Origin of the sequence: Streptomyces pactum, from assembly GCF_002005225.1 — a bacterium.
Lineage (GTDB): Bacteria > Actinomycetota > Actinomycetes > Streptomycetales > Streptomycetaceae > Streptomyces > Streptomyces pactum_A.
On the sequence record NZ_CP019724.1, the window covers coordinates 6335879 to 6351407 of the forward strand.

The following is a 15529-nucleotide window of genomic DNA, read 5'->3' on the forward strand; positions in this document are numbered from 1 at the left end:
GTCGACGCGACACGCGCACGACGGGCCTCCGGCCGCCCCCGCGCGCGGGAAGCACCCCGACTCACGGCGTGTGTGCCCGTGCGGGACAATGGGCACGAGCGTCCTGCTCAGACACGTACACAGCAACGAGGAGCAAGCAATGGCGGGCAGCAGCCACGGTCACACCCCGGCCGCCTGGACGGGTGTCATCATCGCCTTCATCGGTTTCTGCATCGCGGGCGTGTTCATGGTGGCGGCCCAGCCGGTGGGCTTCTGGGCCGGCATGGTGGTCGTGCTCCTCGGCGGTGCCGTGGGCGGCATCATGCGCATGATGGGCCTTGGCCAGCCGAAGCAGAACCACCCCGTGCACCAGGTCGCCGGCGAGCGCGAGCCGGCCGGCGCCAAGGGCTGACCGGCGCCAAGGGCTGACCGGGCACGGCGGTCGCGGTACTTCCCGAGGGGCGGATCGGCACGAGCTGCCGGAGCCGCCCCTCACGTGCGCGCACGGCCCGTCAGGTGCAGAATGCGGAGCGTGGACGCAGAGAACGGGAAGCCGACGCGAAGCAGGACCGTGGCGCGGGGTGCACCCGCCCTCCTGGCCATGGCCGTCCCCGCCGGAGTGCTGGCGGCCGTCGTCGGCGCGTTCGCCTACGTGGGGAGCGTGGACCCGGGCGAACCCGGCCACTACCCCGCGTGCCCCCTGCTGAGCCTCACCGGCGTCTACTGCCCCGGCTGCGGGGGCCTGCGCAGCGCCCACGCGTTCGTCCACGGGGACCTGCTGACCGCCCTGCACGCCAACGCACCGGCCGTCCTCGGCTATCTGGGCTTCGCCGTTCTGTGGACCGCCTGGGTGATCCGCGTGGCACGCGGCCGGCCCGTGCGGGTCGACCTCGGCCCGGTCCACCTGTGGACGCTGGGGTCGCTGATACTGGTCTTCACGGTGGTCCGGAACCTGCCGTTCGGCGGCTGGCTCATTCCCTGATCACCGGGGCGGACGTCCAGGACACGGGCGCCTCGCCGCCCGAGCCGCGCGAGGCCGGGCAAGAGGCCGGCGCCCACCGGATGCGGGACCGCCGCCCCGCTGCGGATACCATCGGAGTGACCACAGGATTCGCCGTCTGAAAGGGGGCCGCTCGCGTGAGTGTGCTCGACGAGATCATCGACGGAGTCCGTGCCGACCTCGCGGAACGGCAGGCGCGCGTCAGCCTCGACGAGCTCAAGGAGCGCGCGGCCAAGGCTCGCCCCGCCAAGGACGGCGTGTCCGCCCTGCGCGGCGACGGCGTCAAGGTCATCTGCGAGGTCAAGCGCTCCAGCCCGTCCAAGGGCGCGCTGGCGGCCATCGCCGACCCGGCCGGACTCGCCGCGGACTACGAGGCGGGCGGCGCCGCCGTCATCTCCGTCCTCACCGAGGAGCGCCGCTTCGGCGGCTCGCTGGCCGACCTGGACTCGGTCCGCGCGCGCGTGGACATCCCCGTACTGCGCAAGGACTTCATCGTCACCTCGTACCAGCTCTGGGAGGCCCGCGCGCACGGCGCCGACCTCGTACTGCTGATCGTCGCGGCCCTCGAGCAGCCGGCGCTGGAGTCGCTGATCGAGCGCGCCGAGTCCATCGGTCTCACCCCGCTCGTCGAGGTGCACGACGAGGACGAGGTCGAGCGCGCGGTGGACGCCGGCGCCAAGGTCATCGGCGTCAACGCGCGCAACCTGAGGACGCTGGAGGTGGACCGCGGCACGTTCGAGCGGGTCGCCCCGGAGATCCCGGCGCACATCGTCAAGGTCGCCGAGTCGGGCGTCCGCGGTCCGCACGACCTCATCGCCTACGCCAACGAGGGCGCCGACGCCGTCCTGGTCGGCGAGTCCCTGGTCACCGGCCGCGACCCGAAGACGGCGGTCTCCGACCTGGTGGCGGCGGGCGAACACCCGGCACTGCGGCACGGGCGCGGCTGACCCCCGGTAGGCTTGCCGACGATGACACTCCCGCCCGCTCTGACGACCAGGGACCCGTACGCGCGCCTGGCCCGAGGCTGCCGCCCGCGCGGCTGCCGCGCCCCCGCGCGCCGGATCCACGGCCGCCGGGTGCGCTACGTCATCGGTGACGAGCCGGGTCAGGTGAACGGCATGCGATGGCCTCGGCGCCCCGTAAGGGGCGCGGGGAACTGCGCGAGCAACCAGAGACGGCCCGAAGAGGCCTGACACCCGCGCCCCACGGCGAACGTGCCCACACCAGACACTCACCGTGAGGTTCACGCATGTCCAGCAACTTCTTCATCCCCGACCCGGAGGGTCAGGTCCCCAGTGCCGAGGGCTACTTCGGCGCGTTCGGCGGCAAGTTCATCCCCGAGGCCCTCGTCGCGGCAGTCGACGAGGTGGCCGTCGAGTACGACAAGGCGAAGGCCGATCCCGAGTTCGCCCGTGAGCTCGACGACCTGCTCGTCAACTACACCGGCCGCCCCAGCTCCCTCACAGAGGTACCCCGCTTCGCCGAGCACGCCGGAGGCTGCCGCGTCTTCCTCAAGCGCGAGGACCTCAACCACACCGGCTCCCACAAGATCAACAACGTGCTCGGCCAGGCGCTGCTGACCAAGCGCATGGGCAAGACCCGCGTCATCGCGGAGACCGGCGCCGGCCAGCACGGCGTGGCGACGGCGACGGCCTGCGCGCTCTTCGGCCTCGACTGCACGATCTACATGGGCGAGATCGACACCCGGCGCCAGGCCCTCAACGTGGCCCGCATGCGCATGCTCGGCGCCGAGGTCATCGCCGTGAAGTCCGGCAGCCGCACGCTCAAGGACGCGATCAACGAGGCCTTCCGCGACTGGGTCGCCAACGTCGACCGCACCCACTACCTGTTCGGCACCGTCGCCGGCCCCCACCCCTTCCCGGCGATGGTGCGCGACTTCCACCGCGTCATCGGCGTCGAGGCCCGCCGCCAGCTCCTGGAGCAGGCCGGACGTCTCCCCGACGCCGCGATCGCCTGCGTCGGCGGCGGCTCCAACGCCATCGGCCTCTTCCACGCCTTCATCCCGGACGCGGACGTCCGCCTCATCGGCTGCGAGCCCGCCGGACACGGCATCGACAGCGGTGAGCACGCGGCCACCCTGACCGCGGGCGAGCCCGGCATCCTGCACGGCTCCCGGTCCTACGTCCTCCAGGACGACGAGGGCCAGATCACCGAGCCGTACTCCATCTCGGCCGGCCTGGACTACCCCGGCATCGGCCCGGAGCACGCCTACCTGAAGGACTCCGGCCGCGGCGAGTACCGCGCGGTCACCGACGACGCCGCCATGCGGGCACTGCGCCTGCTGTCGCGCACCGAGGGCATCATCCCGGCCATCGAGAGCGCCCACGCGCTGGCCGGCGCCCTGGAGGTCGGCAGGGAGCTGGGCAAGGACGGGCTGATCGTCGTCAACCTGTCCGGCCGCGGCGACAAGGACATGGACACCGCCGCCCGCTACTTCGGGCTGTACGACACCGACGCCGAGGTCGCCGCCGACGAGGCCGGCACCGCCGAGATCGAGGGGGACGCCAAGTGAGCGGGAACGTACGGCTGCTGAACGACACCCTCGCCGCGGCGAAGGCCGAGGGCCGCTCCGCCCTCATCGCCTACCTCCCGGCCGGGTTCCCGACCGTGGACGGCGGCATCGAGGCGGTCAAGGCCGTGATCGAGGGCGGCGCCGACGTCGTCGAGGTCGGTCTGCCGCACAGCGACCCGGTCCTCGACGGGCCCGTCATCCAGACCGCCGACGACATCGCCCTGCGCGGCGGCGTGCGCATCGCCGACGTCATGCGGACCGTCCGGGAGGCGCACGCGGCCACCGGCAAGCCGATCCTCGTGATGACGTACTGGAACCCCATCGACCGCTACGGCGTCGAGCGCTTCACCGCCGAGCTGGCCGAGGCGGGCGGCGCCGGGTGCATCCTGCCCGACCTGCCCGTCCAGGAGTCCGCGCTGTGGCGGGAGCACGCCGAGAAGCACGGGCTCGCCACGGTCTTCGTGGTCGCGCCCAGCAGCAAGGACGCGCGGCTCGCCGAGATCACCGCGGCCGGCAGCGGCTTCGTCTACGCCGCCTCCCTCATGGGCGTCACCGGCACCCGCGAGTCGGTCGGCGCGCAGGCCGAGGACCTGGTGCGGCGTACCCGCGCCACCACCGGCATCCCCGTCTGCGTCGGGCTCGGCGTCTCCAACGCCGCGCAGGCCGCCGAGGTGGCCGGCTTCGCCGACGGCGTGATCGTGGGCTCGGCGTTCGTCAAGCGGATGCTGGACGCCCCCGACGACGCGGCCGGCCTGGAGGGCGTGCGGACGCTCGCCGCCGAGCTGGCGAAGGGCGTGCGCGGACAGGCGTGACGGCGAGCAGGTGACAGAGGTCCCTCGTACGGGTGGACCTGGGACCGGGGAGGCGCGCTGCGCCTCCCCGGTTCGTTCTGCGGGGTGTGAGCGAGAAGAACCGAGAGGGAAAGCGCACCGCCCGTCAGAAGGTGGCGGCCGCGCGCGACAAGCAGAAGTCCAGGGACAAGCGCCGGCGCGCGCTGATCGTCGGGGCGAGCGTGGTCTGCGTCCTGGGGCTCGCGGCGGTGATCGGCGTGGTCGCCGCCAACGCGGGCAAGGACGACGGCAGTGAGGCGGCCGGCCCGATCGTGGCGCCCTCGGGTGCGCAGGGCAAGGACGGCCTCGCCATCCCCGTCGGCGAGGAGAGCGCCAAGTCGACGCTCGTCATCTGGGAGGACTTCCGCTGCCCGGCCTGCAAGGCCTTCGAGCTGGCGTACCGCGACACGATCCACGAGCTCGCCGACGCCGGGCAGCTCAAGGTCGAGTACCACCTGGCGACGATCATCGACGGCAACATGGGCGGCACCGGCTCCCGCAAGGCCGCCAACGCCGCGGCCTGCGCCCAGGACGCCGGCAAGTTCACGCCGTACCACGACGTGCTGTTCACCAACCAGCCGGCGGAGACCGACGACGCCTTCGCCGACGAGAACAAGCTGATCGAACTGGCGGGCAAGGTGGACGGCCTCGACACCGCCCGCTTCCAGGAGTGCGTCGAGGGCGGCAAGCACAACAGTTGGGTGGAGAAGTCCAACAAGGCCTTCCTGGCCGGCGGCTTCAGTGGCACGCCGACCGTCCTGCTGGACGGCGAGAACATCTACCAGGACGGCTCCATGACACCGGCGAAGCTGAAGCAGATGGTGCAGGACGCCGACAAGTAGCGCGGTGGTGTGCGGTGGCGGAGCGCCCCGCGGGGCGTCCGTGGGGCGCGCCTTCCGTCCGCCCGTTACGGACCCGTAGCCGGGCTGCCCGTCGCGGGTAGCGCCCGACACGGTAGCGTCGACCCTGCCATGGAACTTGCCTTCATTCCCAGCCCGTCGCGCGGGGTGCTGCACCTCGGTCCCATCCCGCTGCGCGGCTATGCGTTCTGCATCATCATCGGCGTCTTCGTTGCCGTCTGGCTCGGCAACAAGCGCTGGGTCGCCCGGGGCGGGCGGCCCGGCACGGTGGCCGACATCGCGGTCTGGGCCGTTCCCTTCGGCCTGATCGGCGGCCGGCTCTACCACGTGATCACGGACTACCAGCTCTACTTCAGCGAGGGCCGTGACTGGGTCGACGCCTTCAAGATCTGGGAGGGCGGCCTCGGCATCTGGGGTGCGATCGCCTTCGGCGCGGTCGGCGCCTGGATCGGCGCCCGCCGCCGGGGCGTCCCCATGCCCGCGTACGCCGACGCCGTCGCCCCCGGCATCGCCCTCGCGCAGGCCATCGGCCGCTGGGGCAACTGGTTCAACCAGGAGCTGTACGGCAGGGCCACCGACCTGCCCTGGGCCGTGGAGATCACCTCGTCGGCCGACGGCCGGGTACCGGGCACCTACCACCCGACCTTCCTGTACGAGTCGCTGTGGTGCATCGGCGTCGCCCTGCTCGTCATCTGGGCCGACCGCCGCTTCGAGCTCGGCCACGGGCGGGCGTTCGCGCTCTACGTCGCCGCGTACTGCGCGGGCCGGTTCTGGATCGAGTACATGCGCGTCGACGACGCCCACCACATCCTGGGCCTCAGGCTGAACAACTGGACCGCGCTCTTCGTCTTCCTGCTCGCCGTGGTCTACATCGTGCTCTCGGCACGGATGCGGCCGGGCCGGGAGGCCGTGGTCGAGCCGGGCGCGGAGTCCGCCGGTGGCGACACCGGGGACGACGCGACGGAGGACGACGCGGACGCGGACGCGGGCTCCAGGGCAGCCGGGGACGCCGGGGACGCCGGGGGCGCCGGGGACGGCAAGGGTGCCGGTGAGGCCGATGACGCCGGCACCGTGGAGGACGACGACAAGGACGTGAAGGACGTGAAGGACGGCGCCGACTCGGCCAAGAAGGGCTGACCGCCCGCCGCCGCACGACACCGAGGGCGCCCGGAACTGACCGGGCGCCCTCGGCGTGTGTCAGGACAGGGTGGGCCGCCGGGCCAGCGACAGGGTGCGCTGAGCCGTCGCCACCACCGCCGCGTCGACGAACCGCCCGTCCGGCAGCGCCAGCGCGCCCGGCTGCGCGGTGGCCGCCTTGACGATCGTCTCCGCCTCCTCCAGCTCCCGCTCGGTCGGCAGATACGCCCGCTCGATGATCGGCAACTGGCGGGGATGGATCGCGGCACGCCCGAGGAAGCCCAGGGCACGGCCGTGGGCGCAGGACGCCGCGAGACCCTCCAGGTCCCGGGTGTCCGGATGCACCGTCTGCGACGGCGGCGCGAGGCCCGCCGCCCGCGCGGCCACGACCACGCGCGAGCGCGACCAGTCGAGGCCCGTGTCGCCGCGTACGCCCAGGTCGGCGCGGAGGTCCGCCTCGCCGAGGGCGATCCCGCGCAGCGACGGGTGGGCGGCGGCGATCCGGTACGCCCGCTCGACGCCGAGGGCCGTCTCCAGGAGCGCGTACAGGGGCGGCCCGCCGGTGGCCGCCGCGACGCCGGTGATCTGCTCCGGGGCCATCACCTTGGGCAGCCGCAGCCCGGACAGTCCCGGCAGCGCGGCCAGTGCCGTCAGGTCCGCCGCGGCGAGGGGCCCGTCCAGGGCGTTGACGCGGACGTGCACCGGCACCGGCTGCGGCTCGGTGAGCAGCTCGGCGGTGGCCTTCCGGGCGTAGTCCTTGCGGTCCGGGGCGACCGCGTCCTCCAGGTCGACCACCACGACGTCGGCTCCGGCGGCCAGCGCCTTGGCGACCACCCGAGGCCGGTCCCCGGGGGCGTACAACCAGGTCAGTGCGGGTGCGGTCATACGACGCCCTCCTCACGCAGCTCCTTCACATCCGCCGGTGTCAGGCCCAGCCCGGTCAGCACCTCCTCGGTGTCCGCGCCGTGCGGGCGGCCCGCCCAGCGGATCGCGCCGGGGGTGGCGGAGAGCCGGAAGAGGACGTTCTGCATGCGCAGCGGGCCCAGCTCGGGGTCGTCGACGGTGGTGACGGTGTCGAGGGCCTGGTACTGCGGGTCGGCCATCACGTCCCGCACGTCCTGGACCGGGGCGACGGCGGCCTCGGCCTTCTCGAACTCGGCGAGTACGTCGGCGCGGCCGTGCCGGGCGATCCAGTCGCCGACCGCCGCGTCGAGCACGTCGGCGTGCCGGGCCCGGTCCGCGCCCGTGGCGAACCAGGGTTCGTCGATCAGCTCCGGGCGGCCCACCAGGCGCATCACGCGCTCGGCGACCGACTGGGCCGACGTGGACACGGCGACCCAGGTGCCGTCGGCGGTGCGGTAGGTGTTGCGCGGGGCGTTGTTCTGGGAGCGGTTGCCGGTGCGGGGCTGGACGTGGCCGAGCTGGTCGTACCAGGTCGGCTGGGGGCCCAGCACGGTCAGGATCGGCTCGATGATCGCCATGTCGACCACCTGTCCCTCGCCGGTGCGTTCCCGGGCGGCCAGCGCGGTCATCACGGCGTACGCCGTCGCCAGGGCGGCGATCGAGTCCGCGAGGCCGAACGGCGGCAGCGTCGGGGGCGCGTCCGGCTCCCCGGTCATCGCGGCGAAGCCGCTCATCGCCTCGGCGAGCGTGCCGAAGCCCGGGCGGCGCGCGTACGGGCCGAACTGGCCGAAGCCGGTGACCCGGGTGAGGACCAGGCGCGGGTTGACGGCGGACAGCTCGTCCCAGCCCAGGCCCCACTTTTCCAGGGTGCCCGGGCGGAAGTTCTCGACGACGACGTCCGTGGTCGCGGCGAGGCGGAGCAGCGTGGTGCGGCCCGCGGGCCTGGACAGGTCCAGGGTGATCGTGCGCTTGTTGCGGCCCAGCACCTTCCACCACAGGCCGATGCCGTCCTTGGACGGGCCGTGGCCCCGGGAGGGGTCGGGCCGGTCGGGGTGTTCGACCTTGATCACTTCGGCGCCGAAGTCCCCGAGCATGGTGGCGGCGAGGGGGCCGGCGAAGAGGGTGGCGAGGTCGAGGACGCGCAGGCCGGCCAGGGGAGGCGGGGCGGGAGCGGGGGGAGTCACGACGGGCCGGGGCATGGGCGGGTGGCCTCCGTGTGGGTGAGGTGGGCGAGGGTGTCGAAGCCGGTGCCCGCGAAATCGCCGACCGAGGTGGCGAGGCGGTTCTTGAGCGGGGCCGTCCAGTGCTCGGGCAGCGCGGCCGGTGAACCGGCGAGGAGGCCGGCGACGCTGCCGGCGGTGGCGCCGTTGGAGTCGGTGTCCCAGCCTCCCGAGACGACGCGGGAGACCGAGCCGGTGAAGTCGCCGTCCGCGTGGGTGAGGGCGGCGGCGGTCAGGGCGGTGTTGGGGACGGCGTGGACCCAGTGGTGGCTGGGGGAGTGGCGGGCGTGCAGGGCGTCGACGACCGTGTCGAAGTCGGGGTGCGTGCGGGCGAGGCCGATGGCCTGTCCGACGGCTTCGGCGAGGCGGGAGCCGGACGGTACGACCGCGAGGCCGGCGCGCAGACAGGCGTGGACGTCGTGTGTGCCGGCGGCGGCGGTGGCGATGACGGCCGCCGCGAACATGGCCGCATAGACGCCGTTGGCGGTGTGGGTGAGGGTCGCGTCGCGGTGGGCCTGCTCGGCGGCGGCGGCCGGGTCGCCGGGGTTGGTCCAGCCGTGCACGTCGGCGCGGATCAGGGCGCCGATCCACTCGCGGAAGGGGTTGCGGTGGCGGGCGGTGTGCGGGGGTTCGAGGCCGGTGAGGAGGTTGCGGTAGGCGATGCGTTCGGCGGTGAAGGTGCGGCCGGCGGGGAGCTCGTCGAGCCAGACGCGGGCGACGTCGGCGGTGGTGAAGGCCCTGCCGTGGCGCTGGAGGAGCAGGAGGTTGAGCAGGGGGTAGTCGAGGTCGTCGTCCTCGGGCATGCCGTCGATGTTCTCGGCGAGGGAGGTGGGGGCGGAGCGGCGGTTCCAGGGGTATGCGGCGGTGAGGTCCTCGGGGAGGCCACGGGCGGTGAAGTAGGTGGTCGGGGGCCAGTTGCCGGCGGCCCGGGCGAGGAGGCGGATGCCGGTCAGGGGGAGCTTCTCGACGGGCTTGCCCAGGAGGCAGCCGGCGGCCCGGCCGAGCCAGGCGGCTTCCAGGCGGGCCGGTGACACGGTCGCGGGGCGGGGTGCGGGCCAGTCGGGACACAGGGGCCTGATCCGGTCGAGGTCCGTCGGTTCCTCGTCCGCCGAAGGGCTGGGCAGGGCGGCCAGTTCGTCCAGCAGGTCTGCCGCCAGGAGGCGGAGGCCGGGGGAGGCCGGCCGCGCGGACGCGCCCGCCCGGGCGGGGGCCTCGCCGCCGCCCGCCGCTCTCCAGCGGGCCGCGATCGCCGACGGGTCGCGGCCGTCCTGCGCCGCCTGGCGCAGTTCGTGGCCGATCAGGTCCTCGGGCTGGACCCAGGTCAGCCGGAGCACCTCGCGCCTCCGATCGCGGTGAACGCCCGCTCGTGGACGCGGCGTCGCGCCACGTCGCGCTCGAAGACCTCCCGGGCCACGGTGGCGAGCGTCGCGGCCGGTTCCCACAGGTCGAGGCGGCTCGCCTCCGCGACTGCCTTCGCCCAGTCCTCCGGGACCGGTGAGCCCAGCGCACCGGCCAGCGCGCCCGCCATCGTGGCGATGGAGTCGCAGTCGCGGCCGTAGTTCACCGAGCCGAGGACCGCGTGCCGGTAGTCGCCGCCGGAGACGAGCAGCATGCCGAGGGCGATGGGCAGTTCCTCGATCGCGTGCAGGCGGGACGGGCGGCGGGCGCCGAGCGAGGGCGCGCGATAGTCGGAGCCCACGGTGTCGTACGGTGCCACCGCCTCCCGCAGCGGCACGAGCGCCGACTCGAAGTCCGAGTGACGCGAGGCGGCTTCGCAGACCGCCTCGATCGCCGCCCGGGTGCCGTCCTTCGCCAGGGCCAGGCACGCCGCCACCACCGAGTCCGGCGTCGCCCCGGGCGCGCAGGCCGCGGCCACCCCTGCCGCGAGGACACCGGCCGCCTCACGGCCGTACGACGACTGGTGCGCGCCCGCGACGTCCAGGGCCTCGGCGTAGGCGCCCGCCGGATTGGCGGCGTTGACCAGGCCGACGGGGGCCGTGTACATCGCGGCACCGCAGTTGACGATGTTGCCGGTGCCCGCCTCGCGCGGGTCGACGTGGCCGTAGTGGATCCTCGCCACCAGCCACTTCTCCGCCAGGAAGATCCGCTGGAGGGGGAGCGCCTCGGCCTCCAGTTCCGGGATCCAGCGCGGGGTGGTCATCAGGTCCGGGACCAGGTGCTCGGCGACCGCGTAGGCGTCGAGGTGGTCGCGGACGGTGTCGTACACCCGTACCAGCGCGTGGGTCATCAAGGTGTCGTCGGTGACGTGTCCGTCGCCCTTGTGGTACGGGGCGATGGGGCGGGCGGTGCGCCAGGCCTCGCCGTTCCACGGGCCGACGATGCCGTGGACGCGGCCGCCGTGGCGTTCGAGGATCTGCTCGGGGGAGTAGCCCTCGACCGGACCGCCGAGCGCGTCACCGACGGCCGCGCCGACGAGGGCGCCGGTGACGCGCTCCTCCAGGGTCGTCGTGCCGTTCTCCGCTGTGCCGGGTGTCCTCATGTCGCGTGTCGCCCTTCTTCCTTCTCATCCTTCTCATCCTTCGTGTTCGTCCTGTTCGTCCTGTTCGTCCCGACCTTCCCGGCCTTCTCGTCGGGACGGTCGCGTGGCGTGCAGGAGTCCGGCGAGTTCGACCAGGTCGGTACCGGTGAGGCGGGGGAGCACGCAGCCGGGGAGGGTGCGGCAGGTCTCCCGCCAGGACGCGGGGATCGACGCGCCGCCGCCCAGCGCGCCGGTGAGTGCGCCGGCCAGTGCGGGAGCGGAGTCCGCGACCCTGGAGAGACAGGCCGCGGCCGGTACCGCCTCCGCGAGGCGGCCATGGGCGGCGGTGGCCAGGGCCAGGGCGACCGGTACGGTCTCGGCGGCGGCGATGCCGTAGCTGTAGACGTGGTCGACGATTCTGTGCTCCAGCAGCGGGACGAGGGCGAAGGTGCTCTCGGCGTCCGCGGCCAGGGCCAGCGCCTGGCGGGCGTTGCGGCCGATCTCCGTCTCCTCGGGCAGCTCGGCGAGCGCGGCCGTCACGCAGGTGCGTACGGTGGCGCCGTCGAGGGCGCACGCCAGTGCCGCCGCCATGGCCCGGGCGCCGTGTACGCCGTCGCCGTCCTGGGTGTAGCGGGCGTCGAACTCGGCGAGGTCGGCGGCGAGTCGCGGGGCGCCCGGATGGGCGACGGCGAGGACGCAGGCCCGGACGCAGGCGGCGTCGTCGAAGTAGTGCGGGTTGTCGTGGCCGGTGGCGGGCGGGCGCAGGCCGGTGGCGAGGTTGCCGAGTCCGGCCCTGACCGAGATGCGGGCCCGCAGTGGCAGCACCGCCGACTCGGTCTCCGGGGCGCGCTCCGTCGCCGCCGCCACCTCGCTGGCGACGGCGTTCCAGGTCAGGTCGATCGCCGCCCGCATCCGGCGTTCCCGGCTGAGGTCCCCGAGCGCGCTGTCGTCCCCGGCGCGCAGCACCGCCTCCGCCGCGAACGCCGCCCACTCGGCATCGTCGGACGGGCCCAGGCGCAGCGGCTCCGGGGGCTGGTTCAGGGCGATGGGCACGGGGAGGGTGGTGGTCGCGTTCTGCTCGGCGAAGGTGTCCAGCTCGCGGGTGAGGCGCCGGGTCCACTCGGGCATCCGGGCCGCCCGGTGCCGGGCGGCGGGCCAGCCGGCGGCGTCCCCCGCGGCGAGGCCGAGGAGGAGCCCTTCGATGCGGTCGGGCCGTGTCACGGGGAGGGCCGGTGCGGCGGCTTCGGCCCCCGGCCGGTGCCCGCTCCCGGCGGACCCGGCCTCCGCCGGCGCGCCGGGCGGGGCGACGTACGCGGTGGTGACCGGTTCCTCACCGCCGGGACGTGCCCTGCTCACGGCGTCACCCCGGCCGCCGCGTCGCCGTCCGGCGCGGGCGCGGGCCCCCCGTCTCCTGCGGGGCCCGCCTCCGGTGCGGCCGCGCCGCGCGGGGCTGGACGCCGGTCCGCTGCCGTGGGGGTGTCGTTCCGTGCGGGGGCGTCGTGTGCTGGGGGTGGGCGGTGCGGGCCTGCTTGTGGGCGCGCGTCGCCTGGTGCCGGACCGAGCCCGTCGTCGAGTCGGGCGAGCCCGTCGGCGGGTGTCGGAGCGGGCCCGTCGCCCGGTGCCGGCCGTGGCTCGTACCCCGGCGCGGGCTGCCGCCCGTGCTCTGGTGCGGGCGCTGAGGTGGGCGTCGGCCCGGGCTCTGGTGCGGGCAGCGGCCCCGGCTCTGGTGCGGGCTGCCGCCCGGGCTCTGGTGCGGGCGCTGAGGTGGGCGTCGGCTCGGGCTCTGGTGCGGGCCGCGGCCCGTGCTCTGGTGCGGGCGCTGAGGTGGGCGTCGGCTCGGGCTCTGGTGCGGGCCGCGGCCCGTGCTCTGGTGCGGGCGCTGAGGTGGGCGTCGGCCCGGGCTCTGGTGCGGGCAGCGGCCCCGGCTCTGGTGCGGGCTGCCGCCCGGGCTCTGGTGCGGGCGCTGAGGTGGGCGTCGGCTCGGGCTCTGGTGCGGGCCGCGGCCTGGGCTCTGGTGCGGGCGCTGAGGTGGGCGTCGGCTCGGGCTCTGGTGCGGGCCGCGGCCCGGGCTCTGGTGCGGGCGCTGAGGTGGGCGTCGGCCCGGGCTCTGGTGCGGGCAGCGGCCCCGGCTCTGGTGCGGGCTGCCGCCCGGGCTCCGGTGTGGGCCCTGAGGTGGGTGTCGGCCCGGGGTGCGGTGCGGGCGTCGGCCCGGTGGGGGCCGCGCCGACGGGGCACGGTACGGAACCGGTGTGCGGTGCGGGGCGTTCGGCCTGGGCCGGGGTGTGGCCCCGGAGAGGTGGCTCGACCGGTGGGACGTCCCCGGGCCTGGTGGTGTGTGCGCGCTCCTGCGGCGTCTGGGCGCCCCGCGTCAGCAGGTCCGCCACCTCCAGCACGTGGTGGCCGGCCATCGCCGGCAGGCAGGTGCCGCGGGCCGGGCCGATGGCCGACGCCCACTCGGCGGGGATGGCGGCGACCCCCCGGGCCGCGCCGGCCAGGGCGCCGGCGACCGCTGCCGTGGTGTCGGCGTCGCGGCCCATGTTGACGGCCGTCAGCACCGCGTCCGTGAAGTCGCCGTCGGCCGCCGCGTACGCGCCGAAGGCGAGGGCGACGGCCTCGGGGGCCAGGTCGGTCCAGGGGTAGCCGCCGATGACCACCGCGGAGCGGACGGCGCGTTCGCCCAGGTGGGCCGCCGTCATCGCGCGGCGCAGGCAGCGCGCCGTCCAGGAGTCGTCCGGGACGACGGCCAGGGCGGAGGCCACGACCGCGACGGTCGGCGCCCCGGTCATCGCCGCCGCGACGCCCGCCGCCACCGCCTGGCCGCCGTAGATGCCCTCGCCCTCGTGGCTGACCGAGCCGTCGATCGCCACCAGGCGGGCCGCCTCGGCGGGACGGCCCGCCGCGAAGACACCGTAGGGCGCGGCCCGCATGGCCAGTCCGTCGCTCCAGGCGTGGCGGTGCTGGGCGGAGATGGGGGCGGCCAGACCCCGGCGCAGGTTCTCCAGGGTGCCGCGTTCGCTGAAGCCCGCGCCCCGGAACGGGCCCTCCTCCCGGTCCGCGATCCACTCGTGCCAGGCCGTCTCCACCCGGGCCGGGGTGAGCGCGGACCCGTACCGGGCCAGCAGCAGGCCCGAGAAGATCGCGTACTCGGTGTCGTCGGTGCCGGCCGGCTTCTTGGCCACGTATCCCGTGATGCGGCCCCACCGGGCGCGGATCTCGGAGGGCTTCATGTTCTCGGCCGGCGCCCCGAGAGCGTCACCGACGGCCAGGCCCAGCAGCGCGCCGCGGGCCCGTTCGCGGAGCCCGACGGCGTCCCCGTGCGCGGGGGCCGGGGGAATGCAGGCGGTGGATGCCATGCGGCCTCTCCTCTCCCTTTGCGCATCTGTCCCCGGTGCGGCGCGCCGCACAGCCTCACGGGGCTGAGCGTCACCCGGTCGACATCTGTGCGGGCAAGATCACGAATGAGCGCGAGAGGTTAAAGCCGCAGGTAAGCCCAGCCTTTCCTTGCTGGCGAGGCGGAAATGACCGGCGTAGATTGGGTGTTGTCGAGAAGTAGAACTCGTCCAATCTGGCTGCACCGCCGACTCCACACCGAGTCCCGAACCAACTTTCGAACCAACTGCCGAACCGACTTCCGGGGGACCCGCATGGCCATCATCGAGACCGAGGCGCCGCTGCACGAGGCGCACCGCGACAACCACACGCACCGCGACGTGAACGGCGGTTGGCTGCGCCCCGCCGTCTTCGGCGCGATGGACGGACTGGTCTCCAACCTCGCCCTGATGACCGGTGTCGCCGGCGGGGCGGCGAGTCAGCAGACCGTCGTGCTGAGCGGTCTCGCCGGTCTCGCCGCGGGCGCCTTCTCCATGGCCGCCGGCGAGTACACCTCCGTCGCCTCGCAGCGCGAGCTGGTGGAGGCCGAGCTGGACGTCGAGCGCCGGGAGCTGAGGAAGCACCCGGCGGACGAGGAGGCCGAGCTGGCCGCGCTCTACGAGGCGCGGGGTGTGGAGCCGGACCTCGCGCGCGAGGTGGCCCGGCAGCTCTCCCGCGACCCCGAGCAGGCCCTGGAGATACACGCCCGGGAGGAGCTGGGTATCGATCCCGGTGACCTGCCCTCGCCCACCGTCGCGGCCGTGTCGTCCTTCGGCTCCTTCGCGCTGGGCGCCCTGCTCCCCGTGCTGCCCTTCCTGCTCGGCGCCGGCGCGTTGTGGCCGGCGGTGCTGCTGGCGCTGGCCGGGCTCTTCCTGTGCGGCGCGGTGGTCGCCAAGGTGACGGCACGCAGTTGGTGGTACAGCGGCCTGCGGCAGCTCGCCCTCGGTGGCGCGGCGGCCGGTGTGACGTACGTCCTGGGCAGCCTGTTCGGCACGGCCGTAGGATAGTCCGGCTCGAACTTATGCGGTTGTCCGCATAAGTAGCCGTTACTCGCTGGTTTCGAGTGCGTAATCTCCGGGCATGAGCCGTAAGCGCTGCGGGCAATGAGGCCTGCCGCGCATCCGCGGAGCGAGCGACGGAGCTCCCTTCGCGTCCTCGGGCCGACGGACATCGATCTGTCCGCTTCGGTCTCCATAGCCTCCACCGCAGGGCGTGGTAC

At 74.4% G+C, this 15529-nt stretch carries 14 protein-coding genes and 1 pseudogene; 9 read left to right on the top strand and 6 right to left on the bottom strand.

The annotated features are described in order from the left end of the window. Positions 1 to 139 precede the first annotated feature (139 nt). The 8 genes from B1H29_RS27130 (at position 140) to lgt (ending at position 6339) form a co-directional block, all read left to right on the top strand. Positions 140 to 391, top strand: a complete 252-nt coding sequence (locus B1H29_RS27130; protein WP_055416443.1) for an HGxxPAAW family protein — start codon at positions 140 to 142, stop codon at positions 389 to 391. Positions 392 to 502: 111 nt separating this feature from the next. Further along, positions 503 to 961 carry a DUF2752 domain-containing protein gene (locus B1H29_RS27135; protein ID WP_167392558.1) on the top strand — a complete coding sequence of 153 codons (459 nt, stop codon included), beginning with the start codon at positions 503 to 505 and terminating at the stop codon, positions 959 to 961. Between the two features lie 155 nt (positions 962 to 1116). Next, positions 1117 to 1926 carry an indole-3-glycerol phosphate synthase TrpC gene (gene trpC, locus B1H29_RS27140; protein WP_055416442.1) on the top strand — a complete coding sequence of 270 codons (810 nt, stop codon included), beginning with the start codon at positions 1117 to 1119 and terminating at the stop codon, positions 1924 to 1926. A 21-nt stretch (positions 1927 to 1947) separates the two neighbouring features. After that, positions 1948 to 2172: a tryptophan biosynthesis modulator TrpM gene (trpM, locus tag B1H29_RS40065; protein ID WP_079160492.1), complete on the top strand. Its 225-nt coding sequence runs from the start codon at positions 1948 to 1950 to the stop codon at positions 2170 to 2172. A gap of 56 nt (positions 2173 to 2228) precedes the next feature. Next, positions 2229 to 3512 (top strand): tryptophan synthase subunit beta, encoded by a 1284-nt coding sequence (trpB, locus tag B1H29_RS27150; protein WP_055416441.1) that lies wholly within the window; start codon positions 2229 to 2231, stop codon positions 3510 to 3512. Continuing rightward, on the top strand, positions 3509 to 4324 hold the full coding sequence (trpA, locus tag B1H29_RS27155) for a tryptophan synthase subunit alpha (protein WP_055416440.1): 816 nt from the start codon (positions 3509 to 3511) through the stop codon (positions 4322 to 4324). The genes trpB and trpA overlap by 4 nt, the downstream gene beginning before the upstream one ends. An 86-nt stretch (positions 4325 to 4410) precedes the next feature. Then, entirely contained in the window at positions 4411 to 5184 is a 774-nt protein-coding gene (locus tag B1H29_RS27160) for a DsbA family protein (RefSeq protein WP_055416439.1), read from the top strand. A 129-nt stretch (positions 5185 to 5313) separates the two neighbouring features. After that, entirely contained in the window at positions 5314 to 6339 is a 1026-nt protein-coding gene (lgt, locus tag B1H29_RS27165; RefSeq protein WP_055416438.1) for a prolipoprotein diacylglyceryl transferase, read from the top strand. A gap of 60 nt (positions 6340 to 6399) precedes the next feature. Here the strand turns inward: lgt and B1H29_RS27170 are convergent, their stop codons facing one another. From B1H29_RS27170 to B1H29_RS40245, 6 genes and pseudogenes are all read right to left on the bottom strand, one after another. Further along, complete coding sequence (locus B1H29_RS27170; RefSeq protein ID WP_055416437.1) at positions 6400 to 7224, bottom strand: HpcH/HpaI aldolase/citrate lyase family protein; 825 nt, start codon at positions 7222 to 7224, stop codon at positions 6400 to 6402. Next, positions 7221 to 8441 carry a CaiB/BaiF CoA transferase family protein gene (locus B1H29_RS27175; RefSeq protein ID WP_055416436.1) on the bottom strand — a complete coding sequence of 407 codons (1221 nt, stop codon included), beginning with the start codon at positions 8439 to 8441 and terminating at the stop codon, positions 7221 to 7223. The genes B1H29_RS27170 and B1H29_RS27175 overlap by 4 nt, the downstream gene beginning before the upstream one ends. Continuing rightward, the gene (locus B1H29_RS27180; RefSeq protein ID WP_055416435.1) at positions 8423 to 9796 is read right to left on the bottom strand and encodes an ADP-ribosylglycohydrolase family protein; all 1374 of its coding nucleotides are present in this window, start codon (positions 9794 to 9796) and stop codon (positions 8423 to 8425) included. Before B1H29_RS27180 ends, B1H29_RS27175 begins: the two co-directional genes overlap by 19 nt. Beyond that, positions 9784 to 10962, bottom strand: coding sequence for an ADP-ribosylglycohydrolase family protein (locus tag B1H29_RS27185; protein ID WP_055416434.1), 1179 nt, complete (start codon positions 10960 to 10962; stop codon positions 9784 to 9786). The genes B1H29_RS27180 and B1H29_RS27185 overlap by 13 nt, the downstream gene beginning before the upstream one ends. A gap of 33 nt (positions 10963 to 10995) precedes the next feature. Next, on the bottom strand, positions 10996 to 12297 hold the full coding sequence (locus tag B1H29_RS27190; RefSeq protein WP_079160494.1) for an ADP-ribosylglycohydrolase family protein: 1302 nt from the start codon (positions 12295 to 12297) through the stop codon (positions 10996 to 10998). Between the two features lie 1006 nt (positions 12298 to 13303). Further along, positions 13304 to 14294: pseudogene (locus B1H29_RS40245) on the bottom strand (ADP-ribosylglycohydrolase family protein); the annotation flags it as partial. 291 nt (positions 14295 to 14585) lie between these two features. On the opposite strand from B1H29_RS40245, the gene B1H29_RS27200 reads away from it, so the two are divergent. After that, positions 14586 to 15317 carry a VIT1/CCC1 transporter family protein gene (locus B1H29_RS27200; protein WP_055416433.1) on the top strand — a complete coding sequence of 244 codons (732 nt, stop codon included), beginning with the start codon at positions 14586 to 14588 and terminating at the stop codon, positions 15315 to 15317. Positions 15318 to 15529 lie beyond the last annotated feature (212 nt).